This is a genomic window from Noviherbaspirillum saxi, assembly GCF_003591035.1.
Lineage (GTDB): Bacteria > Pseudomonadota > Gammaproteobacteria > Burkholderiales > Burkholderiaceae_D > Noviherbaspirillum > Noviherbaspirillum saxi.
Window position 1 is genome coordinate 70,754 of sequence record NZ_QYUO01000001.1, and the last position, 21,709, is coordinate 92,462.

Annotated in this window: 26 protein-coding genes and 2 tRNA genes; 9 read left to right on the top strand and 19 right to left on the bottom strand. The window is 57.0% G+C overall.

Annotation, left to right across the window (positions count from 1 at the left end; all coding sequences use genetic code 11):
- Window positions 1–9: 9 nt before the first annotated feature.
- Window positions 10–885 carry a tyrosine-type recombinase/integrase gene (locus tag D3871_RS00365; RefSeq protein WP_119767108.1) on the bottom strand — a complete coding sequence of 292 codons (876 nt, stop codon included), beginning with the start codon at window positions 883–885 and terminating at the stop codon, window positions 10–12.
- 493 nt (window positions 886–1,378) lie between these two features.
- Here D3871_RS00365 and D3871_RS00370 point away from each other — a divergent pair, with 493 nt between their 5' ends.
- Together D3871_RS00370 and D3871_RS00375 are read left to right on the top strand one after the other, a co-directional pair.
- Window positions 1,379–2,446, top strand: coding sequence for a nucleoid-associated protein (locus D3871_RS00370; RefSeq protein WP_119767109.1), 1,068 nt, complete (start codon window positions 1,379–1,381; stop codon window positions 2,444–2,446).
- The gene (locus tag D3871_RS00375; RefSeq protein WP_119767110.1) at window positions 2,443–3,432 is read left to right on the top strand and encodes a GTP pyrophosphokinase; all 990 of its coding nucleotides are present in this window, start codon (window positions 2,443–2,445) and stop codon (window positions 3,430–3,432) included. Before D3871_RS00370 ends, D3871_RS00375 begins: the two co-directional genes overlap by 4 nt.
- Before the next feature lie 436 nt (window positions 3,433–3,868).
- Here the strand turns inward: D3871_RS00375 and D3871_RS00380 are convergent.
- Window positions 3,869–3,944: transfer RNA gene (locus D3871_RS00380), tRNA-Arg, on the bottom strand.
- Window positions 3,945–4,256: 312 nt separating this feature from the next.
- Here D3871_RS00380 and D3871_RS00385 point away from each other — a divergent pair.
- Together D3871_RS00385 and D3871_RS00390 are read left to right on the top strand one after the other, a co-directional pair.
- Window positions 4,257–4,460 (top strand): hypothetical protein, encoded by a 204-nt coding sequence (locus D3871_RS00385; protein ID WP_119767111.1) that lies wholly within the window; start codon window positions 4,257–4,259, stop codon window positions 4,458–4,460.
- Window positions 4,461–4,780: 320 nt separating this feature from the next.
- Window positions 4,781–5,677 (top strand): c-type cytochrome, encoded by an 897-nt coding sequence (locus D3871_RS00390; RefSeq protein WP_119767112.1) that lies wholly within the window; start codon window positions 4,781–4,783, stop codon window positions 5,675–5,677.
- Between the two features lie 89 nt (window positions 5,678–5,766).
- On the opposite strand, the gene D3871_RS00395 is transcribed toward D3871_RS00390, so the two are convergent.
- The 5 genes from D3871_RS00395 to D3871_RS00415 form a co-directional block, all read right to left on the bottom strand.
- Window positions 5,767–6,471: a YiaD family glycine zipper/OmpA-like lipoprotein gene (locus tag D3871_RS00395; protein WP_420799618.1), complete on the bottom strand. Its 705-nt coding sequence runs from the start codon at window positions 6,469–6,471 to the stop codon at window positions 5,767–5,769.
- A gap of 175 nt (window positions 6,472–6,646) precedes the next feature.
- Window positions 6,647–7,015: a hypothetical protein gene (locus tag D3871_RS00400; RefSeq protein WP_147376723.1), complete on the bottom strand. Its 369-nt coding sequence runs from the start codon at window positions 7,013–7,015 to the stop codon at window positions 6,647–6,649.
- Window positions 7,016–7,027: 12 nt separating this feature from the next.
- Window positions 7,028–7,420, bottom strand: a complete 393-nt coding sequence (locus D3871_RS00405) for a phage holin family protein (protein ID WP_119767114.1) — start codon at window positions 7,418–7,420, stop codon at window positions 7,028–7,030.
- A 4-nt stretch (window positions 7,421–7,424) separates the two neighbouring features.
- Window positions 7,425–7,727, bottom strand: a complete 303-nt coding sequence (locus D3871_RS00410; protein ID WP_119767115.1) for an ElaB/YgaM/YqjD family protein — start codon at window positions 7,725–7,727, stop codon at window positions 7,425–7,427.
- A gap of 210 nt (window positions 7,728–7,937) precedes the next feature.
- On the bottom strand, window positions 7,938–8,483 hold the full coding sequence (locus tag D3871_RS00415) for a hypothetical protein (protein WP_119767116.1): 546 nt from the start codon (window positions 8,481–8,483) through the stop codon (window positions 7,938–7,940).
- Between the two features lie 180 nt (window positions 8,484–8,663).
- Between D3871_RS00415 and D3871_RS00420 the strand changes: the two genes are divergently transcribed.
- Window positions 8,664–9,092 carry a hypothetical protein gene (locus tag D3871_RS00420; protein WP_119767117.1) on the top strand — a complete coding sequence of 143 codons (429 nt, stop codon included), beginning with the start codon at window positions 8,664–8,666 and terminating at the stop codon, window positions 9,090–9,092.
- A 119-nt stretch (window positions 9,093–9,211) separates the two neighbouring features.
- Here D3871_RS00420 and D3871_RS00425 read toward each other — a convergent pair whose 3' ends face one another.
- Both D3871_RS00425 and pip read right to left on the bottom strand, forming a co-directional pair.
- On the bottom strand, window positions 9,212–9,703 hold the full coding sequence (locus D3871_RS00425; protein ID WP_119767118.1) for an energy transducer TonB: 492 nt from the start codon (window positions 9,701–9,703) through the stop codon (window positions 9,212–9,214).
- Between the two features lie 187 nt (window positions 9,704–9,890).
- Entirely contained in the window at window positions 9,891–10,856 is a 966-nt protein-coding gene (pip, locus tag D3871_RS00430; RefSeq protein ID WP_119767119.1) for a prolyl aminopeptidase, read from the bottom strand.
- 195 nt (window positions 10,857–11,051) lie between these two features.
- Here pip and D3871_RS00435 point away from each other — a divergent pair, with 195 nt between their 5' ends.
- Both D3871_RS00435 and D3871_RS00440 read left to right on the top strand, forming a co-directional pair.
- Window positions 11,052–11,567 (top strand): DUF6622 family protein, encoded by a 516-nt coding sequence (locus D3871_RS00435; RefSeq protein ID WP_119767120.1) that lies wholly within the window; start codon window positions 11,052–11,054, stop codon window positions 11,565–11,567.
- A 66-nt stretch (window positions 11,568–11,633) separates the two neighbouring features.
- Window positions 11,634–11,710, top strand: a tRNA-Asp gene (locus tag D3871_RS00440).
- 118 nt (window positions 11,711–11,828) lie between these two features.
- On the opposite strand, the gene D3871_RS00445 is transcribed toward D3871_RS00440, so the two are convergent.
- From D3871_RS00445 to D3871_RS00455, 3 genes are all read right to left on the bottom strand, one after another.
- Window positions 11,829–12,740 (bottom strand): recombination-associated protein RdgC, encoded by a 912-nt coding sequence (locus D3871_RS00445; protein ID WP_119767121.1) that lies wholly within the window; start codon window positions 12,738–12,740, stop codon window positions 11,829–11,831.
- A gap of 103 nt (window positions 12,741–12,843) precedes the next feature.
- Complete coding sequence (gene dinB / locus D3871_RS00450; protein WP_233575465.1) at window positions 12,844–13,950, bottom strand: DNA polymerase IV; 1,107 nt, start codon at window positions 13,948–13,950, stop codon at window positions 12,844–12,846.
- Window positions 13,951–14,082: 132 nt separating this feature from the next.
- Window positions 14,083–14,628 carry a hypothetical protein gene (locus D3871_RS00455; protein WP_119767123.1) on the bottom strand — a complete coding sequence of 182 codons (546 nt, stop codon included), beginning with the start codon at window positions 14,626–14,628 and terminating at the stop codon, window positions 14,083–14,085.
- A gap of 208 nt (window positions 14,629–14,836) precedes the next feature.
- Here D3871_RS00455 and D3871_RS00460 point away from each other — a divergent pair, with 208 nt between their 5' ends.
- A complete protein-coding gene (locus tag D3871_RS00460; protein ID WP_147376724.1) occupies window positions 14,837–15,130 on the top strand; it encodes a hypothetical protein in 294 nt (97 codons plus the stop codon).
- Between the two features lie 140 nt (window positions 15,131–15,270).
- Here the strand turns inward: D3871_RS00460 and D3871_RS00465 are convergent, their stop codons facing one another.
- The 5 genes from D3871_RS00465 to D3871_RS00485 all read right to left on the bottom strand — a co-directional run bounded on the left by D3871_RS00465 (window position 15,271) and on the right by D3871_RS00485 (window position 17,660).
- Entirely contained in the window at window positions 15,271–15,732 is a 462-nt protein-coding gene (locus D3871_RS00465; RefSeq protein ID WP_147376725.1) for a flagellar basal body-associated FliL family protein, read from the bottom strand.
- 146 nt (window positions 15,733–15,878) lie between these two features.
- Window positions 15,879–16,187: a DUF2288 domain-containing protein gene (locus D3871_RS00470; protein ID WP_119767126.1), complete on the bottom strand. Its 309-nt coding sequence runs from the start codon at window positions 16,185–16,187 to the stop codon at window positions 15,879–15,881.
- A 1-nt stretch (window position 16,188) separates the two neighbouring features.
- Window positions 16,189–16,398: a SlyX family protein gene (locus tag D3871_RS00475; RefSeq protein ID WP_119769789.1), complete on the bottom strand. Its 210-nt coding sequence runs from the start codon at window positions 16,396–16,398 to the stop codon at window positions 16,189–16,191.
- Window positions 16,399–16,468: 70 nt separating this feature from the next.
- Entirely contained in the window at window positions 16,469–17,152 is a 684-nt protein-coding gene (locus D3871_RS00480) for an SDR family oxidoreductase (protein ID WP_119767127.1), read from the bottom strand.
- Window positions 17,153–17,228: 76 nt separating this feature from the next.
- A complete protein-coding gene (locus D3871_RS00485; RefSeq protein ID WP_147376726.1) occupies window positions 17,229–17,660 on the bottom strand; it encodes a hypothetical protein in 432 nt (143 codons plus the stop codon).
- A gap of 171 nt (window positions 17,661–17,831) precedes the next feature.
- Between D3871_RS00485 and D3871_RS00490 the strand changes: the two genes are divergently transcribed.
- Entirely contained in the window at window positions 17,832–18,098 is a 267-nt protein-coding gene (locus D3871_RS00490) for a hypothetical protein (protein ID WP_119769790.1), read from the top strand.
- 69 nt (window positions 18,099–18,167) lie between these two features.
- Here D3871_RS00490 and D3871_RS00495 read toward each other — a convergent pair whose 3' ends face one another.
- Window positions 18,168–19,190 carry a porin gene (locus D3871_RS00495; protein ID WP_119767129.1) on the bottom strand — a complete coding sequence of 341 codons (1,023 nt, stop codon included), beginning with the start codon at window positions 19,188–19,190 and terminating at the stop codon, window positions 18,168–18,170.
- 406 nt (window positions 19,191–19,596) lie between these two features.
- Complete coding sequence (locus D3871_RS00500) at window positions 19,597–21,654, bottom strand: UvrD-helicase domain-containing protein (protein WP_119769791.1); 2,058 nt, start codon at window positions 21,652–21,654, stop codon at window positions 19,597–19,599.
- Between the last annotated feature and the right edge of the window lie 55 nt (window positions 21,655–21,709).

A 21,709-nucleotide genomic window follows, 5' to 3' on the forward strand; every position in this document is an offset into this window, starting at 1 on the left:
GGAAGGGACCTACGTCGTGTGTAAGTTCTCCAGGGGGCTGACGACTTCGCGCAGGATGTCCGTGGCCACCTGGGCATACAGCGCGGTGGTTTCAAGCTTCTTGTGGCCCAGCAAAACCTGGATCAGTCGGATATCCACCTTCTGTTCCAACAGATGCGTGGCGAAACAGTGGCGCAGCGTGTGCATCGACACGCGCTTGCCGATCTTCGCCTCGTCCGCAGCGGCATGCACGGCCCGATTGAGTTGACGGGTGCTGAGCGGCTCGATCGGATTCAAGCCGGGAAAGAGCCAGCCGCCATCGAGCATCTTGCCCTGGGCATGAGCGACCCGCCACCAGACGCGCAAGCGCTCGAGCAGCACCGGCGAGAGCATGGCGTAGCGATCCTTGCGGCCCTTGCCCTGTTCGACACGCAGCGTCATGCGCTGGCTGTCGATGTCGCCGACCTTCAGGGAAACGACTTCGCTGGCGCGCAACCCCGCGCCGTAAGCGACCGCCAGTGCGGTCTGATGCTTCAGATTGCCGGCGGCGGCAATCAGGCGTGCAACTTCCTCTCGGCTCAACACCACCGGCAGGGTGCGTGGCACGCGCACCGGCTGCATCTTGGCCATCAACTCGGGATGGTCGAGGGTGATGTCGAAGAAGAACTTCAGTCCGGTGATCGCTGCATTGAGCGACACCGGCGAGATGCCGTGATCGACGAGGTGCAATTGGTATCGACGCAGATCTTCGATGTCGGCGGTGTCGGGCGAACGGCCCAGAAAGGCGGCAAACTGCCGCACCGCACGGATATAGTGAGTCTGGGTCTTGGGGGCGAGCTGGCGCATGCGCATGTCGTCGAGCATGCGTTGGCGCAACGGCGTGATGGGGGAAGTCGGTGAAGACATGGCTGTACTCCTGTCTGGTAACGAGGCGGATGGCCTCATTACCAAGCATAGGAAACAGTTTCCCTGTCTCAATCATCCACAAACGCTCGCCCGGAGCTCCCCTACCGCGCGAGCGGTTTAGTCCACCGGCCATGATGCGACCTTCGCTGGAAACAGAGTTTGGCCATTCAGGCGTCGGTTGCGCCTTGGAAGCGGCCATTGAAATCCAAGGGACGGATTCCGCTTCATCGGCCAAAGCGGCTCCTCGACGTCGAGACTGCTGACGCCCATCGCGCGCAGGCTATGAGCAATTCTAGGCGGCCACATGCGTTGCAATACGGCATCGAGCAGCGGTTCGCATGTCGGTTCGCGACGACCAAACTGCGTGGTAGTTGCCCAGTTGTATTACGCACACAAATGCTAAATTGCTTAGCTACGGATCTGTCGGGTTACGTTAGCGGAGCCAACATGTCATACTTCCGCCATGCAAAAATTATAAGGGAAGGATGGCTTCATGCTGGACCTGAGTTTGCTCACAATTGACCGCCTGGCTGTTCACGACGTGCATTCGCGCGGCCTCGATCAGTCGTACGTTCAGCCGACATATCGCCCCCATCTGGTGGATTTGCCAGTCTCGGGCAAGGACATGTTCAACCGCCGGATGGCCCAGGCACTCGGACACAAGTCGCGGGGCGTGCGCGCCGATTTTCGAGAAACGGCCGCAGGCGCTTTCTTTCAGGACGCAGCCGGTCTGATGCACGGCGACGAAAAGCATTTCATTGACTTGTCAATGGCCGCGGCAGATCGCTTGTCGAAGTCGCAGTTGAACCGAGATTACGCGCCCAGCAAATTGATCGTGCTCGCAGGCACCGTGACTCAACTCCAGCGACCGTTTGCTGCGGTGGTGAAGGCAGACATGCAGGACGCTCTGGGCGAAAAGACAGAGAACGGCAAGACCGTCATCGACTATTTGGAGCACATTTTTCTGACTGAGAGCCAGCGGCTATTTAAGATCGGATTTGTCCAACAAACGGCGGCCAAGGCCCCGTCGACGGGCGGCTTACACGATCCGCAGTATTACTCCGTGTACCTATTCGACCACATTATGACCAGCACGGAAAGCCGTAAAGCCGCGTACTATTTCTACGGAGATTTCCTCGGTGCGGATGTGTCCGCCACAGACAAGCGGTTAACCAAGGATTTTTTTGAGAAAACCAACCGCTTTCTCGATACGCTGAACATCGCGCGTTCGCGAAAGATTGACCTCGGAGAGTCGCTACGCGCGGAGCTACGCAGCAACGTCAACACCATCGGTGTCGCATCATTCGGGGAGAAACACCTCAACAAGACCGAACAGGCTGCATACCTCAAGTACATGGAGAAGTCGGGCTTTCCCGCAAACGAGATCACCAAGGACACCGACTATATTGCAAGTAGGCTGAAGCGGCGCCGCAAGATGGTGTTCACGTCGGGCGTCATGCTGACTACTCCCGCCGAAGGGACGGATTGGGTGACGGTTGAGAATTCGGTCGATGGGTCAACCCTTGTCAAAATCAAGGGTTCAATTGCAAGCGAAGAGTGAGCGATCCTAGCTTTGAAAACTGGCTAAAAGAAAACGCGGCCTCCCTGGAGGCTTGGGGTGCGTTCGTCACTGCCAAAATCAAAGCGTTCGTAGAACTCGACGTAGGTGAGGACCGCTACAAATCGTTCTTCAAGATCGATCCGACCTACCGCGTGAAGGAAATCGCTTCGGCGTTGAAGAAGCAGGTCAAGAAAAAGTATCCGGATCCGCGTGTCGCCATGACCGACCTCGTCGGCGCACGCTTCGTTGTACTAGTTCGCACCGACATTGAGATCGTCGAGCGAGCGTTGCTGGCCTACAGCGGATGGTCGACCAGTAGGGATCGTCATTTCCGGGATGAAGTCATCGACCATCCCGAGCTTTTTGATTACCAGTCGGTCCACTATCTGGTGCGCGCAACAGAAGGAACCGAAGTGAACGGTCTCAGTATTCCAGATGGCCTGCCGTGCGAAATCCAGATCCGGACGTTGCTCCAGCACGCGTACGCGGAACTCGTGCACGACAATATCTACAAGCCGACGGTTCAGGTGCCTTCGTCAGCAAAGCGACTCGTGGCAAGAAGCATGGCATTGATGGAAACGACGGACGTCATGTTCTGTCAGGCCTTGCACGAACTCGATCAGGTGACTGCAACGGTTGCCGATCTCGAGCAGTTCGCTAACACGCTCTATGCCCAAATCTGCGGTAAAGCGGCTAATGACGTTGGCAGTCTGGAAACGATGGAATTCATCGAGGCCTACCGCGACCTGTTTGCCTCGTGCAACCGAGCAGAGCTCTACGATTTTCTACAAAGCGGCTATGCGCAACGCTTGCGTGAGCGGTCAGCCCGCCCTGGTCTTTTTACCAAGCCGATGAGTGTGCTGGTCTATTGGCTGGGCCGGGAGCACATTGTGGAATTGGTCGAACGGTGGAATTTTCCGGCTTATCGGCGCGATCTTCAACTCATCCTTGCAGATCTCGGCAAAGCGGCCGACAGCTTTTACTAGCCTATTCGCTGATCTGCAGGTCTGGTAAGCAATCGCGAGACGTATTCAATCTGGCACTCGCCAAGCGAAGGCGCTCTCTAACAACAGCTTTGGCGGAAGGCCGGTCTGACGAACCGGAAAATAGAACGGCCATTGCACCTCGTCAGCGGTCATTGCAGGCGTGCGGCGATGAACGGCAGTTGAGGGTCGGACCGAGTCGGACAGCCGCGCCCGCCCCAACGTCTTATTTGTGGAGGTCAGAAGTCACTAACGCGTTAGTCAGGCGGAATTCGCACGCTATTCAACGATCACGAGCACGGCGCACGTTTAAGAATCGACGTCCCATTCTTGCGCCGCCAATTCGTTGACAGTTTTTCAACGAATGGAACCATAAGCTGGCATTTGATGCCACTTTATGGTTCTAGGCACACGGTTAGGTAAAAACGCAAATGGAATTTGGCGCGGCTGGCGGGGATCGAACCCACGACCCTTGGCTTCGGAGGCCAATACTCTATCCACTGAGCTACAGCCGCGTAGGAGGAAAAGTGAAGAGGCTGAAGGATACCGGTTTTCCGGTTGCACGTCCATGCATACGCTGCGTTGCGTGAATGGCGCGCAGTTTCATGGCATGTCGGCTTTTAAATGACTTTTGGGCTAGCACTATTGGCTTCGCAATGCAGTCAAATAGCAGCTTATCCTGCCCAATTCTCATAATAAATCCATGCGGAAATAGTATTTTTCCAACTTTTGATGTAGTTCGCATAGGCGCTTCTACGTCATTGTGGTCGCTCAAGGTTACGGAACTTCTTGCAAAGAAAATAATAAAAACAGCAGGGAGAATGCCAATGGATAACGATCTGTGGAATCGACTGACGAATGAAGAAATCGATGAGGACAACGCGCGCCGACTACGGCGCAAACGTAATGACGCATTCCGTCGCAAGCTCATTATCGAAGACATGGAAAAAAGCCGGCATCGCCATCTCCTCTATTCAGTATGTGCAGCAATGCTGGCTTGGACCTACGCCGGCATTCAGTACCTGCGGTAACGCTATCAATCAGGCCAGCAAACCCCAGAAACCCCCAAAAGGCATTTCCTCGCCTACGCCTGCCCTCTTTGCCCTCTTATTTCACTGAGATGCGCACTTAGTCGCATGGCTGCCCATTCGGGTGAGCCAACTGCCTGTATTTGTTAATCCCCGCAGCCACGCCGATTGACGGGGTTTCCGTGCCCGTTTTTCCGTTCCCTACCCTCGTCTTTCCGACTATAATCAAGGGTTTTGCGAGGTGTTGCGCTGCAATTGGAGGGCGCCCCAGGCTGATTTGGACACCCGCCCACTACCGGTTTTAAAAATGCACTGAGGGAATAATGAGCAACGCACACAACGAACACGACTCCGTTATCAAGACGCCAAAGCAGCTCATCGCTGCCGTGACGGCAGCCTTCGTGATACCGATCATCTGCATCGTATTGCTGGTTCAGTATGTCGCAAATATAGAAAAAGAAGGCGCCGGCTCCGATGCTCAGACAGCAGAAGCAATCGCTGCACGCCTCAAGCCTGTTGCCGATGTCGGATTTACGCTGAAAGACGCGAACGCTCCCAAAGTGCTGCAAAGCGGTGAAGCCGTGTACAAGGCCGTTTGCGCAGCATGCCACACTGCCGGCGTTGCTGGCGCTCCAAAACTTGGCGATGCAGCCGGTTGGACTGCCCGCCTTGGCCAAGGGCAGGAAATGGTTGTTCAGAACGCAATCAAGGGAATTCGTGCAATGCCTGCCAAAGGCGGCAACCCCGATCTGGATGATGTTGAAGTCGAACGCGCCGTAGTCTATCTGGCTAACCAATCGGGCGGCAAATTGAAAGAGCCGGCTGTGAAGGAAGCTGCACCAGCTGCCGCGCCGGCAGCTACTGATGCAGGCGCGCCGACAGCCTCGGCCACCCAGCCAACCACTTCATCCCCATCGCAGCAAACTCAGGCTCTTGCCGCAGCCGCGGGTGCAGCCACCGGCGCTGCCAAAGTCGACGGTAAAAAAGTCTATGCTGCGAGCTGCGCAGCGTGCCACGATCCCGGCGTTGCTGGCGCACCCAAGCTGGGCGACAAGGCTGCGTGGGCACCGCGCATCAAGCAAGGCTCTGCGACAATGTACGAACATGCGATCAAGGGCTTTCAGGGCAAGGCCGGCATGATGCCGCCAAAAGGCGGCTCAGCGGCATCAGATGACGAAGTCAAGGCGGCTGTCGATTACATGGCCGACGCTTCCAAGTAATTATCGCGCTTAACATGCTGCGTAAAAAAGCCGACCCGCGGGTCGGCTTTTTTTTGCCTGCATCACTGATATTAATACCGGAACAGGAATTATCGTCCCGACGCGGGTTGACCATATTGCGGGCTTTGAGCAGTCGCCTGTGGTTCGGCGACGAAAATCTCGACGCGGCGGTTGCGCGCCCGATTGGCTTCCGTATCGTTCGACACCAGCGGCTCATGCGATCCGCGGCCGTCGACGCTGATGCGATTCGAAGCTACGCCGCGCGATGCCAGATAGTCACGCGTATGAGCGGCCCGATTGACCGATAAGGGATCGTTGATTGCGTCACCACCCTTGTTATCGGTGTGACCAACGATCGTGACACGGCTGTACGGGTTTTCGACCAAACCGGATGCGAAGCGGTCGAGAATAGGACGGAAGTTCGGTTTGATATCGGAACGATTGGTATCGAAAGAGATATCTGATGGAATATCGAGCTTGAGCCGATTGTCTTGCGTTTGCGTGACCTGCACGCCGGTGCCTTGCGTCGCCTGCTCCATCTGGCGCTTTTGCTGCTCCATGCGGCTCGACCAGATATTACCGATCACGGCGCCGGCAGCGCCACCCACTGCGGCTCCCGTGGCCGCGCGTCGGCCACCGCCTGGGCCGACTGTGGCGCCGAGCACTGCGCCAATACCTGCGCCTACACCAGCCCCGGTTGCAGTCCCTCGCTGCACTTCATTCATATTTGCACAACCGCCGAGCGCGACAACGGCCGCAAGGGAGATTAAAGTAAATTGCGTGCGCATTTGCATGATCTGCATATCCTCTAGCGTAATAAAACACATTTTGGACAACAATCCGAGAATGCAAGTTCGGCAAGTTACAAATGGAGATTCTTGTTACGGCGCATGCTTTCGAAAGGATCTGCCCAAACTTGTCGCGCACGATGGCATTGATGCAGGTGATGCAATCAGGTTTCGCTCGCTTTCAACGATCCTGATCTGAATGTGCAGAACCATTCCTTCTTGCCATCGCTGCGGCAGCGATCCCTGCGGCACCCAACAGTAGAGTCGCACCCAACATAGCTTTGCGTAGCGATTTTTTTTCTGCTAATGCAGAGAGTCCAGACATGAGCAAAGGGAGTAAAGCATGCAGATTGGAATCTGTTCCCAGCACGCTTCCGACACCACGGTTACGCAGGGAGGTCGATGCGGTCGCTGTAAGTTGCTGAACGGCGCTACGCGCAAGCGACACTGGACGCAAGCCTGTGCGTACCGTGTCCTTGGCAAGCAGAAGTTCGGCCCGATGAAGCGCGCCTTCGGCGATCAATTGTTTTTTCCGGTCCACTCGGTTCACGGCATCTCCCGATCACAATAAGGCGTCACGGTCATTGCGCAATTCCGACATGGTCGCCGGCAGCGACAGTGCGTTGCGGATCAGCCGCGCACGCGCATACAACAGGATGGCAAGCGTCGCCATCGAATACAACAATGCCACCAGCAACAGGATCTTCCAGCCCATCGTCTCCCAGGCGAGCACCACGATCAATGCGGTCCAGCTGCCTATTGCAAACAACAGCGCGACAATGCCGAGTGCCCCAAGCAGCAGCAACTTCGCGAGATTGTCGCGAAGCTCACCGAGTTCGATTGCCGCCAGTTCAAGCCGGCTGAGGAAAAGACCGATGCCGTGTTTGGCGAGCGCACCAAGACTGGCTATCAGTCCGGGCGAATTCTGGCCGGCGCTGCTACGTCGGGACTCCATGAATTTAGCGACGCGACATCAGCAAGCCCAGCACCAACCCGGCACCCGCCGCAATGCCGACGGCTTTCCAGGGATTTGCATGAACAAATTCATCCGTGCTTTCGGCCGCGACCTTGCTCTTTTCAACAGCAACGGCTTGCACTTCTTGTGCTTTTTCCATCGCAGTATCCAGCAGCGCGAGGCCTTTTGCGCGCAATTCATCCGCCTTGCCGCCGGTCGACTCGGTCGCCTCCCGGAACAGTTCCTGCGCTTCCTTGATCAGGGTTCTCATATCGTTACGTACTGTCTTGATGTTGGAATTCAGCATGACGATGCTCCTTTGAAAATGGCCGATTACTGAGACGATGCAATGCAGTCAGGCAAGGCTCAAGCCTATCGCTTCGTGACTGAATTTTACGCGTTTGACAACTGTGGACGCTTATTTATCTCAGGTAATTTGCGAAATGTAAAGGATATGCGCCCACTTTGGATTGCATGTCGATGCAGCGCAAAAACGACGCCAACAACTGGCCGGATATCAAGCTTCGCGTGCACGCAACTCGGCAATGCCTTCAATGCTGCCGATACGCACGACTACCGGATTGCAGGATGTCGCATGCTGGGTAGGGCGCCAGGCAAACAGCCATTCCTTTTCGGAGGCAAGCTGCCTGGCTTTTGAAAAGGCAGCGCCTAGCGGACTAGGCAAGCCGTAAGAAATCGCGGCATCGATCCCGGCCCAACTCGGCAACAACCGCTGAACCGCGCGATGCATTCTTTCGCCAAATTGTTCGGCATCGTGGATGACGAGGCAGGTATCGGCGTCACCAAACGCGTCGAACAGTTTTTCATCCCAATCAGCGGCAAGACTCAGCGTCAGGAACGCCGACGCGGCAACGGCCTTGCGCGTACCGAACGGCATGATCTGGTCGCTTGGTACGATAAGTTGCGCCTCTTGCGGTGGTGGCCGCAGGCGAAACTCGCCCAACTGAAGCGAGCGCTCCAGCCATTGACGCTGCGAATAGCGATATAGCTTGGAAGGACGTTGATAGGCGTGATTAAGCGCGCGGGAATTGGCAGGATTCATGAAATTCCGGAAGTAAGTCTTGCCTCCATTTAAACAGAATCCCGGGCGCCGGACAAACATCGCTGTCAGATATCGTTACAACACCGCCGCCTCTTGTCGCAAAGCATCGTTTATCATGCGAAAGACCCCGCACATATCTTCAGCATGCAGCGGAACGAACACGGTTTCAGGAGTGTCATCATGCGTTTCAGTTTTATCACCATCGCCAGCGCGGTTCTCGCACTTGGTTTCTCACCTGCCCATGCGAACGACGTCAATGTCGGCGTCAGCGTCGGCGGTCAGATCAGCCCTGGCGTTTATGGCCGGATCAATATCGGCAATACGCCACCGCCGCTGGTGTATCAGCAACCGGTCGTCATCGCACGCCAGGCACGTCCTGTCGCACCGGTTTACATGCACGTCCCGCCGGGCCATGCAAAAAACTGGGGCAAGCACTGCCATCGGTACAGCGCCTGCGGCCAGCCTGTGTATTTTGTCAAGTCATCCGAGTATGGGGGCGGAGGTCGGGGCCACAAGGATCGCCATCATGGCCATGGCAAACACGACAAGCATGACAAGCATGATGGGCATAAGGAAAAGAAGAACAAGCATCATGACCATCATGACTGATCGTCATCAGTAGTTGCGTTGCGGCGATAGTCGTTGCGACGCGATTCCCTGCCACTGATACCAATCCCGCGTAACAAAAAGCCGGTTCCACGCCGATTGGACAATGCGCCCGTTGCGACTTATTGATCCATCTGCGGTTGCGCGATCGTGCGTAGCTGGAAGCGCCCGTCGTTATTGAACAGCCAGGTCTCCGAAAGCTCGAGTTTGCCGTGACGGATCAAATGCGCAGCTGGTTTCGGGAATGGCGCCGCCGTACGCAATGACGCCAGCGCTGTCGCTTCGTTTTCCTTATCGCGATTGGAGCGCATGATTTCGCTGCGCACCAATTGACCGCTGGCGTCGACCGCATAGCGCACGACAATTACCGAGCGCAGCAGCGCTTGCGGCCGACCGGTATAGACCTTGGTCGAATTGACTTGGGAAATACGCTGCGCCAGATCGCGCTTGTATCCATCAACGGTATTCTCGGTCGAAGTCGCATCGGGATAGGTCGCGACTTTTTCGACCTGGCCGGGCTTGCGCGCGGAGCGATCGACCGGGGTATCGGCGTTACGTGTGGCGCAACCGGCGAGCATGGCAACGGCGAGCAAGGTGAGAATCCTGGTCTGCATGGCGATGGCGATAAACGATAGGCAATGGGCTGCATGCGGCGATCACCTGCAAGGTGTCGGCGCCGGGATACTGCAACTCAACATAATGTAGTGCAGCCCTGCGGCGGAAGCAATCTTACCCATGCTTACAAAATCGTTCTGCCCGTTCGGAAAGGGGTAGTGCGAGCTTGCTCATTGCGCGATTGCCTCAGTCAAATCGGCCACTGGCCTTGAATGCCTCGGTTGCGGCGACCAGCGCTTGCGCCAGTCCCGGTTCGTAACCCGAATGTCCGGCATCGTCGACGATACGCAGCTTCGATTGCGGCCATGCCCGATGCAGCCGATAGGCAGTGTCAGGCGGACAAACGACGTCATAGCGGCCCTGCACGATGACCGCCGGCAGATGCCGGATCCGGTCGATTTCCCGGATCAGCTGGTCGTCGCTGAAAAAGCCTTCATGCAAAAAGTAATGCGCTTCCAGCCTCCCTACGCCAAGACTGACGGCGTCGGAGCTAAATTGGTCGATTGCCTCCGGATCCGGCCGCAAAAACAGGCAACTGCCTTCGTAGCGGCTCCACCGGCGCGCCGCAGGCAGATAAACCGCGGGATCGTCGCAGAACAAACGCTTTTTGTATGCCTGCAGCAGATCGCCGCGTTCGTCATCGGGGATGGCTGCAAGGAATTCATCATGCACCTCGGGAAAGAACCAGCGCATGCCATTCATGAACCAGTCGATCTCGCGGCGCGTGCACAGGAAAATACCGCGCAGGATGAAACCCAGGGACCGCGCGGGATATGCTTCGCCATAGGCAAGCGCGAGCGTCGAACCCCAGGAGCCGCCGAACAGCAGCCAGCGATCGATGTCCAGCATGATGCGCAGGCGTTCGATGTCAGAAATCAGCAATTGCGTGGTGTTGGCGCGATACTCGCCCAATGGCGTCGATTTGCCCGCGCCCCGCTGGTCAAACAATACGATGCGGTAATGCGCGGGATCGAAAAAGCAGCGCTGCCGTGGCGACGTTCCCCCGCCCGGCCCGCCATGCAGAACCAATACCGGCTGCCCCTGCGGATTACCCGACTCTTCCCAGTAAAGCGTATGTATGTCGTCAACCGGCAGCATGCCGCTGCGATAGGGCTCGATCGGCGGAAAATATGGATAACTGGCATTGTTCATGAGCGGCTCCGATTCTTCACCCAGTCATTGTAAAACGCCGGCGGGCCAGGTCATCTGTATTCAATAGCTCGATGCAGCTGAATGCGGCAGTCCTGCATTTCACTCCATACTTTTCGCATTTCGTCGCAATCCGCTGTTGCCAATGGCTGGCACTGGTGAAAATCGCTGCATTATCCCTCTGCCAAGGAGCACGACATGCTGCAGGAAATCGTCTCAAATACGCCGTTTTGGGTCTGGCCTTTGCTCGCATTTTTGATTTATCGCGGTGTGCTGGCCAGCGTCGACCGGGAAACAAGTCTGAAAAAACTGTTCATCATTCCAACTGTCATGCTGGGACTTTCCATCCAGGGAGTAGTTGGCAGCTTTGGCGCGCATGGGGCTGCGGGACCGGCCTGGATCGCCGGCCTGGCAGTCGGTACGTTGGCGACTTGGATGATGTTTAGCCTGGACAGTGTCAATGTGACTCCGGAGCGCGGTACCGTATTCCAGCACGGCAGCTGGCTGCCGTTGGCCCTGATGATGGGCATCTTTTTGACCAAGTATGCGGTTGGCGTTCTGTTGGCGATGTCGCCGCTGCTCAGGCAGGAAACCGGCTTCGTCGTCACGGTATGTACGCTGTATGGACTGTTCAACGGCATGTTCCTCGGGCGCCTGCTGCGCATTGTCGCGATTTATCGGCTGGGAGTAGCCAGAATTCATAAATTGCTGTAGACTTCAGGCCCTTCAGACGTGGTGACAAACGTCGCATGTCCGGCTTGTACGGCATGAGCAATTTCAGGAGTGGTAGTTCAGTCGGTTAGAATACCGGCCTGTCACGCCGGGGGTCGCGGGTTCGAGTCCCGTCCACTCCGCCAGACTGAAAAAGACGAACCCTAGGGTTCGTCTTTTTTTTCGTCCCGCGCTTTTGCAGCTGAAAAAAATGGGGCCAACGCTTCCGCCGCCCCACTCTTTCACGCTACGCTGCCTGTCGCGTCAGGCCGCTTTCTTTTGCTGCTCTTCACCGCCGAGCGCCTCGACCAGATCGCCGATCAGCTTCGCCAGTTCGCCGGTCATCAACGCGAAATCGGTATCAAAGCGTTCATCATCGTTCTGCGTGGACGACTCGGTATTTTCCTTCAGTACGTCGAGCGCCGCGACGCGTTTGATCGCCAGCGATTCGGTCAGTACAAACGATACGCGGTCATTCCAGGTCATGGCCAGGCGAGTGCATTGCTTGCCGGCGGCGATATGACGACGCACGTCATCGGCTTCCAGCGTATGCCGCACATAACGTACGGTCGCCTTGCCTTCGTTGGTCGCGCGCAGTTCGGTATCCTGGTCGACCGTGAATCCGCGCGGCGCTTCATCGGCGGCCAGCCAGTCGGTCATTGCAGACAGCGCCGGGCGTTCGGTGCGCAGCGAAGCAAACGGCAGGGTTTCCAGCGACTTCAGCAACAGCTTGAACACTTCATCGGCCTTGGCCGGACTCGATGCATCGACCGCCAGCCAGCCATTGACCGGATCGATCCAGACCCGGGTGCTGCGCTGGATGCTGAAGGCACGCGGCAGCAGTTCATCGGCGACCTGTTCCTTGAGTTCCTTCATTTGCTTGCGGCCCGGCTTGAAGCCTTGCTGCTCTTCGAGATCTGCGGCGCGCGCCTTGGTCACCTGGTTGATCACGCTGGATGGCAACAGCTTCTTTTCGGTGGATAGCTGGAGCAGCATCTGCCGATTGACGGTATGCACCAGCATGCCATTGTCACGCGGCGAAGCCCAGCCCTGGCTCTGCAATTCGCTGCTGGAACAGGGTGCAAATTCCTGCGCGGCGAGACTGGCTTCCAGCTGTTCGGATGTCATGGTCCATGGAGCGGTGAGACGGTAGATTTGCAGATTCTTGAACCACATGCTTGGCACCCAAAAAAGGCGCCATTCTACAGTCAGGATCGATGGCATTGGTTGTAGCCGCACAGCGGTAAACCGCTTGACAGGCGCTGCATGTTACGACGCCTTATAGCTGTGCGGCGGGCGCGGCCTCGGCCAGTTCGGCCATGTCGTCAGCAAACAATCCGAGCTGCATCACATCCTCTTCTTCCGTCAGGCGCACGCCGACGCCGAGCAGGCGTACCGGACGCCGTCCTCGCTGCCATGCGGTATCCAGCAGCGTTGCGCACACTGCGGCGTCCACACTATGGCTGACGCATTCGGCCGTCGTACGCTGGAAATTGGCGAACCGGATTTTGACGAACAACTTATGCGTATGGCGTTCCGCATTCGCGCGCCTTATACGCTGTTCCAGCTTCACGATGAGGTCAGCCAGTTCGTGCTGGCAAGCGGCGAGATCCGGCAAGTCGGTGACATAAGTTTCTTCGACGCTGACCGACTTGCGCTCCTGGCTGGCATTGACTTGCCGGCGGTCGATGCCGCGACACAAACCATATAGATTGCCGCCGAACTTGCCGAAGTGGTGCTGCAATTCCGGTATCGTCCAGCGTCGCAGATCGGCGCAGGTAAAGGCGCCGAGTTTTTTGAGTTTGGCGGCAGTGACTTTACCGACACCGAACAACTTGTCGACCGGCAGTGCCGCGACGAAGGCATCGATCTCATGCGGACGCACCACGAACTGCCCATTCGGTTTATTCCAGTCGCTGGCGATTTTGGCGACGAACTTGTTCGGCGCAATGCCGGCCGATGCGGTAATCCCCACCGTGTCGGCGATACGCGCGCGGATTTCCTGTGCGATCAGCGTTGCGCTGTTCTGGCAATGCGGCGAGTCGGTGACATCGAGGTAGGCTTCATCCAGCGACAGCGGTTCGACCAGATCGGTGTAGTCGCGATAGATGGAAAGAATCTGCCTGGAAGCCGCGCGATATTTATCCATCGCCGGCGGCATCACGATCAGATCGGGGCAGCGCTGCAATGCCTGCGATGTCGCCATCGCGGACCGCACGCCGAATTTTCTCGCCTCATAGTTGCAGGTTGCGACGACGCCGCGCTGATCCGGCCGGCCGCCGACCGCGAGCGGCTTTCCCCGCAATGAAGGATCGTCGCGCATTTCCACCGCTGCGTAAAAGCAGTCGCAATCGCAATGGATGATTTTTCGGACAGGCGCATTCACGATGAGACGGCAATAGGAAAGGCAGCTGCCATTGTACGGCTGAGGCGGCCACAGCGCTTGCCGCTGCATTGCGAAAATCCGACGAAAAAACGCCACCCTTATGGTGGCGTTCTGACATCGGCAAGTGAGTGATTAACGACCCGAGCTTGTAGTGGGATTTGCATTGCCGGTCGTGTTCGCATCCTTCACGATTGCATTCGCTTCCTTCTTGTCAGTCTTGTACTGTTGCTTTGCACTCTTCTTGTTTTGCTTGTATTCCTCCTTGGCTTGCTTGCGTGCTTCGCGACGCTGGACATAGGGGTCATTGGATGCGCTGGTTGCCGGATTGCTGGCGACACCGGTCGTGGTAGTACTCGTTGCACCCGCCGGCGGCGTGGTGCTCGACATCGTACCTGCAGTGCCACTCATCGTGCCAGATGCTGCAGTGCCGCTCGTGGTGCTGGAACCGCTGCTCGGACTCGGTGTATTGGAAGGAATCGAACTCGATGTACCGCTACCGCCGACCATGCCGGCATCGCTGCCGGTGCCAGTGCCGGATGCGCCGGGGGCCTTTTGTGCGGGGACGGAACCGCTGGATGCGGCATTGCTGGTATCGGTTGTACTCGAGGTCTGCGCGGTAGCGAGATTGGCCAATGCGAGGACCGCCGATCCCAACAGGATTTTATGCAGTTTTGCCATGTTGAACTCCTTTGAAATTTATTGGACTTGATGGCGCAAGGTGCGCTCAAAGTGCACGACTTGCCAAGTGCGACGGGCCGGATAGCGGCTTCCGTTATTCAAGTGACAAAGGGCTGTAATTGAAGTTCCGAGTTGATACGATCAGGAAATTGTTGGTTTGAAACGGATTAGTTGTAAAGATGGTTCTCTTCATCAAGAAATCGTTTCGATGGAATCACCGCTTTGCACATGTCCATTGTGCGCCGGTTCGGCAGTCAAATCCGGCTTGGCGACAGGCTCCGCCACGCTGACTAGCGGTACTCCGATCAGCGACGATTACCGTATCGATGCGCTGATTGAAGACTTGAATTATCGCTGGAATACAGGCCAAGCAATCGGTACACCGGTAACAGTCTCTTACAGTTTTGTGTCGGGCAAACCGCCTTATGGCGGCACCGACAACGGTACCGATTACGGCTTTCTGCCTTTCAGCGAGGTACAAAAATGCGGTGCGCGACATTAGTATCCGCCCATAGCTTCAAGGGAGATTCGACATAGGGCTGGGTTGCGGATCTGCTGGATAACAAGGTCGCAGTCGCGAATTATTCTGCCGTTGACCACGGCCTCAATTACAACACAGCCGAAACATCGATCAGTTGAAGCTTACAAGTCGCCTTCGGATAACAACAAGTCGGTCAACAACACTTCGCGCACCTTAGTGGTATGTAAAGTCGTATTGCCGGCTTCACGCAGACTTTGCTGCAGCGCGACGATGCCACCCTCGGTCCTGAGCTTCTTTGGATCGGCTTCCATCAGCGTGCGCTTCATGATCTGTTCCAGCGCCTGCTGATGCTTCGATGCCCATCCCGCATCGTCGCCAGTGGTCCGGATTGCCATGCCGGCCCGGATCGAATGCCCGTCACGGCTGATGGCAATCGAAGGCAGCGTCAGATAATTGGTTTGCGCCTGCTTCTTTTGCACATATTGCAGGTAAAACCACACGCTGCCAAACCCGATGCCGAGCAAGAGCAACGCGAGTCCAATGATGACGCCGATGGGACGATCTTTTGCAGTGGGCTTGGGCATGGTGATGACAGGTGACGGAGGAACAAGATTTTCAGGCAAGCAGCGGTTTCATTCTAACTGCTGGCAGAGTCATGCTGGTCCGATCGTCGGCAATCTGAGCAAGGCGTGTAAACGACGGACAACAGTATGACAAGATGGCATCGGCGAGAAAATCGATCGTACCGGCCGCCGCCCATGCATTCTTGTCAATGCATCTTTTCTCTCTGCACCAGAATCCAGGGTTTTATGACGACGGCCCATAGTTCTGCGTTGCTTTCCAGCCAGGACTGCGCCTGCGCATCCGTCACCTTGCCGATCAAGCCATCGGCCATCCATTGCTGGACCGCTTGCTTGTCATCCGCGGCGATGCGGACCGCGACATCAACCAGATCCAGTTGTTCACTGACGGCAATCATCGCGCCGGATGCAAAAAAGCGCTGCAATTCCATCCATTGCATGCGTGCGGTTTCGCCATTGATCTTGGCGCGCAAGAGATCGTTATTGGTTTCTGTCATGTTAGTAATGCGGTGGTTTTTCATCGGCGGGAACCGTGTCGTTCGCCGCTTCGCGTATTTCCTTGACGTGGCGAACCAGTGCCGAACACAGCGCTTCCAGTTCGTCGATTTTTTTCTGTTGCTGGTAGACCGTGCGGTTCAGGGTATCGACCAGGTCTTCCTGTCGCGCAATCTTGATTTCGATGTCGACCAGACGGTCTTCGTTATTCATCGGCATGCCCTTTTGTTGGAGCCCGGATTGTAGTATGGAACGCGATTGCTGCCTGCGTAAGCGACTTCGTTTAACGCGCGACCCAGCCGCCGCATACCGGGAATACCTGCCCGACGAAGCAGTTCGCCGCATCGCTGCACAGATAGGCGGCGAACAGGGCATCTTCGCGTTGCCCGACCAGCCGGCCGAGCGGCACCTCGCGGCGCAGCCTTTCCTGAAACGCCGGATTGGCTTGTACTTCCGCCGGAAAGTAGGTCGGGTTTTCGACAAAGTTTTGTGCGATCGCGTTCACCTGCACATTGTGCGAGGCTGCTTCCACGCCCACCGACTGGATATAGGCAATTTGCGCGCCGCGCGCAGCGCTATAGGTGGATGTCCGTTTCATGCCGCGCAGCGCCGACGCACTGCCCATCAGCAGGATCTTGCCGGACTTGCGCTGCATCATCTGCGGTAGTGCCGCACGCATCAAACGTGGCAACGGATCGACCATATGCGAAAACGCATGGCGCCATTCGTCATCGTCGACCTCGGCCGCCGGCGTGGTAGGCGCCGGGATAGCCAGATTGGCGACCAGCACATCGATATGCCCGGCCGCGCGCACCATTGTTTCTGGCAATGCCGGATCCGCCAAGGCACGCGCGTCTGCGATCACCTTGGCGCCAAGCTCAGTAAACACGTCGCAAAGGGCCGGCCCCATGAAGGTATCGGATTGGGTCACAAGGATGCGCTTGCCGCGCAGATCGAATGCTGTCATGAGGGCTCCAGTGAGTCGCTATGAAAATGACAAGCTCTTATTCTACGACTGATGCCTGATCGGCACAGCGCCGGCGTTAGATTGCGTTACGCGGTGAAGTAATCGGCGTATCGTCATCAGCCCTGGCAATGCAGGTCCGCAGAAAATCGGCGTGATGTGCAGCCGCTTCTTTCGGTTGCTGGAAGACCGCACTCGCGGCGCTCACCAGCAATTGCGCATCTTCCTCGTCTTGCACGAACCAGCGCAATTCTGGCGGAAAACTCTTGATCAGTTCAAGGTCGTCATGGATGCGTTGCATGAACTGGTGTTCGCTCATGCCATGATCGCGCGCCAATGCTGCATTGCGAATAAAGTCAGCGCCTTCCGAACATTCCTGTGACGATGGTGCATGTGCGACGCAGAGTGCCGGCAGCAACAATAGCGGTGCCAGCACTGCGCGCCAGTTCGGAAACCTTCGTTCAAATGGTGGAGTCTGTATCGATGCGCAAAGCGCCTTGCGTGCGGTCATGGCGTCACCTTTTCGGTGAAAGGATATGCTGCTTGGACTGACACGCAATGCCGGGATTCCAACGACGGTGACGCACATATTGCATTTGCTCAAGCCATGCCTGTATCGTCGCTGCAGTATCATCGTCACCAGCCCGCCATTGCCGGCGGCGCATTTATGCAAGGGTTTGCCATGAGATCAACCAAAGCCAGTGCGGCGATTGCCCGGTTGAATACGCGCGACAGCGCGTACCGCTATTCGCTGGGCATCAATGCCGCCGGATTGTTTTACCTGTTGCGCGCCGCGCCTGGCGGCAGCGCCGAGAAAATCAGCAGCGATCTGCCGCTCGACGAATTCGTGCAACTGGTCAACGCGACCGGTCCGCAAAAGAAGGCCAAGGTCAGCAAGTACGATGTCGCGTTTGAAAAACAGCTGGGCAAGAGAAGCGCGCCCGAATGAAAAAGAGGCGCCAATGCTGGCGCCTCTTCCTTAAAGCTCAGATTATGCGAACCCTGGGTCCGCACACCATCAGAAGCGGTGACGCACGCCGACGTTGAAGATCGACGGGTCACGACCGGCCGCGACCGGATTACCGACCGTTGCTGCGGCATCATTCTTGATGCGTGCATAGGAAGTGTACAGATTCGTGCGTTTCGACAGCGCATGGGTATAGCCGAGTGCCCACTGGTCCGCATCGCGCGTGCCGCCGCCGATATCGTCATTGCGGCGGATATACGATGCCAGAATGATACCGGCGCCGATCGGAGCGCTGATACCGACCATTGCATCATCGCGATCGATCGAAGTCGCGCCGGTCGCGGTTTCTCCCTTGCCGCGGGCATAAGCTGCATGCAGTTTTGCGATCTTGAAATCGTAGGTGCCACCGAGCATGGTGGTCTTGGAGTCACCCGCTGCAATGGTTGCTGCGGCACCAGTGCCGACCAGATTCTGGTCATGATGCGCAAGGACGATTGCCAGCGGACCGGCTGCATAACCGGCGGAGAAGCCGACCTGACGACCGATGGAATTGCTGCCCGCGACTTCACCGAAGCTGTAATTGACCTGACCGGAGAAACCGCCAAAGTTCGGCGTCGCATAGCTGAGCGTGTTGTCGGCGCGTTCGCCATGCACATTGAACACGTTTGCGGCATTGCCGGCCAAGCCCAAACCGAACGGGTCGATGTTTTCCACCGCGGTGCGAATTGGATTGTATTGACGGCCGAGTTTCACGGAACCGAAGCCGCCGTTCAGGCCGACGAATGCCTGGCGACCGAACAGACGGCCGCCTTGGCCCAAGGTACCATCATCGATGTTGAAACCGTTTTCCAGCGTAAAGATCGCGGACAGTCCGCCGCCGAGATCTTCAGTGCCGCGAAAGCCGATGCGGCTGCCGGACTGGTTGCCGCTGCTCAGAGCGGTGGAATTGGTCGCGCCATTGTCGATGCGGCTGATGCCCGCATCGGCCACACCGTAAATCGTGACATTGGTCTGAGCGAAAGCTGCGCCTGTCAAAGAACTGAGAGCTGCAAGCGCGATGAGCGATTTTTTCATTTTTTATTTCCTGGTTGATGATTCGAGAGCGAGTGCACGCTGTCCGACCGATGGAACGGTTTGACACGCATGTTCGGCCACACTCCACTTTAGTGCCGGGCATTGCATGAGCCTACGTATATCTGCGCATATGCTCATTCACCGACGACGTATATCGATATGCGCCATCGGTAAGCCTCGATGCTGGTGTGCGACTTCAAGGATGCGAAGCGAAGCAATCAGCCGGGATTGTGCCCAAGCCGGATGACAGCTTGATGACATGGCATGGCTGCTACAGCGTTGTAGCGTTCATGCAACGAGATATAAAAAAGCCTGCGCATCGTAGGATGCGCAGGCGAAGTCAAACCTTGGGGGGAAAAGAAAGACGCTTGCCATCTTGCCCTAGGGTGATGACAGCATGATGACGTCACGCGACTCGCGGCTTTTGCAGCAAGGCCTTCAGGTTCGCCAGCCGGTTCTGCGGCGTGATCGCTTCTTCTTCCGTCGGCACTGCGCTGCCTTCATCCAGCTTCATCTCCTTGATGAAGCGCGACACGTCGCAGTTCACGCTTTCACGCGCGCGCTTGCGCTTCTTGCACCACGTGATATGCAGACTGCGCTGCGCACGCGTGATGCCGACATACATCAGGCGACGCTCTTCTTCGATGCGCGCGGCCAGCGTATCGATCGGCGCGTCGGGATCGCCCTTGTGCGGCAGGATGCCTTCTTCCACGCCGACCAGGAACACGTGCGGGAATTCCAGGCCTTTCGATGCATGCAGCGTCGACATGCGCACCGCATCCGGTTCTTCGTCGCGGCCTTCGAGCATCGTCATCAGCGCGACCATTTGCGTCAGTTCGAGCAGGCTCTTTTCTTCCGCCGCGCCATCTTTGCCACCGGTGCCCTTTTCCTTCAGCCAGCCGGTGAAGTCGAGCACGTTTTGCCATTTGCTCTGCGCCTGCCTATCGTCGAAGGTATCGTAGAGATACGCTTCGTAATTGATCTCCTTCATCATTTCATCGAGCAGTTCGGCCGCGTTTTCGCCGCGCTTGGATGCACGCGCTTCCAGCCCATTGATGAAGTGGCAGAACTCGCGCAATGGATTGAGCTGGCGGTCGGCGAGCTTGGATTCGATGCCACCCTTGTATACCGCTTCGAATAGCGAGCATTGCCATTGCCCGGCGAATGCGCCGAGCGCTTCCAGCGTCGATTGTCCAACACCGCGCTTGGGCGTGGTCACCGCGCGGATGAATGCCGGGTCGTCGTCGCCATTGGCGACCAGGCGCAGGTAGCTGACGATATCCTTGATTTCGGCACGGTCGAAAAAGCTCTGCCCGCCGGAGATGGTGTAGGGAATGCGTTCCTTGCGCAGCGCCTGTTCGATCACGCGCGCCTGATGATTGCCGCGATACAGCACCGCGTAATCGGAAAAGCGCGCGCGGCGTTCGAACTTGTGCGCGGAAATCATGATCGCGACCTGTTCCGCTTCCTGTTCGTCATCCTGCATCGCCAGCACCTTGACCGGATCGCCGAGGCCATGGTCGGACCAAAGCTGCTTCTCGAACAGTTTCGGGTTGTTGGAAATCACGGCATTAGCGGCTTGCAGGATGCGCGTGCTGGAGCGGTAATTCTGTTCGAGCTTGATCACTTTCAGGTCGGGAAAATCGACCTGCAGCTGCTTGAGATTTTCGATAGTCGCACCGCGCCATGCATAGATTGCCTGGTCGTCGTCGCCCACTGCGGTAAACATCGGCTTCTTGCCGATGCCGGTGACCAGCAGCTTGACCAGTTCATACTGGCAGGTGTTGGTGTCCTGGTATTCATCGACCAGCAGATAGCGCAGCTTGCGCTGCCAGCGGTCGCGCACTGCTTCGTTCTGGCGGAACAGTTCGACCGGCAGCCGGATCAGGTCGTCGAAATCGACTGCCTGATACGACGATAGCGTTGCAACGTAATTGCGGTAGATGCGCGCAGCCTGCGCCTCGTCTTCGGTGACTGCCTGCCTGAGCGCGGTTTCGGGATCGACCAGTCCGTTTTTCCAGAGTGACATCGCAGTCTGGATGCGACGTATCAATTGTTTGTCGGTCGTGATTGCAAGATCCTGCACCAGCGAAAAGCAGTCATCGCTATCCATGATCGAAAAGCGATCCTTCAACCCCAGTTCCTTCGCTTCGCGCCGCAAAATCTGCACACCCAGCGAGTGGAAGGTACAGACGGTCAACTGCTTGGCTTCCTTCGGTTCCTTCAGCAGCTTGGCGATGCGCTCCTGCATTTCCAGTGCCGCCTTGTTGGTAAACGTGACCGCGGCAATGTTGCGCGCTTCGTAACCGCAATCCTCGATCAAGTGCGCAATCTTTTGCGTAATCACGCGCGTCTTGCCGGAACCGGCGCCGGCCAGCACCAGGCAAGGACCGTCCATGTATTTCACCGCTTCGCGTTGCGGGGGATTCATACCATGCATACCGGGAGACGAAGGATGTGACATGCGGAAAGAGAGAAGACAAAGCGGGCCATTGTAGCAGTGCAAGGCCTTGCGGTTG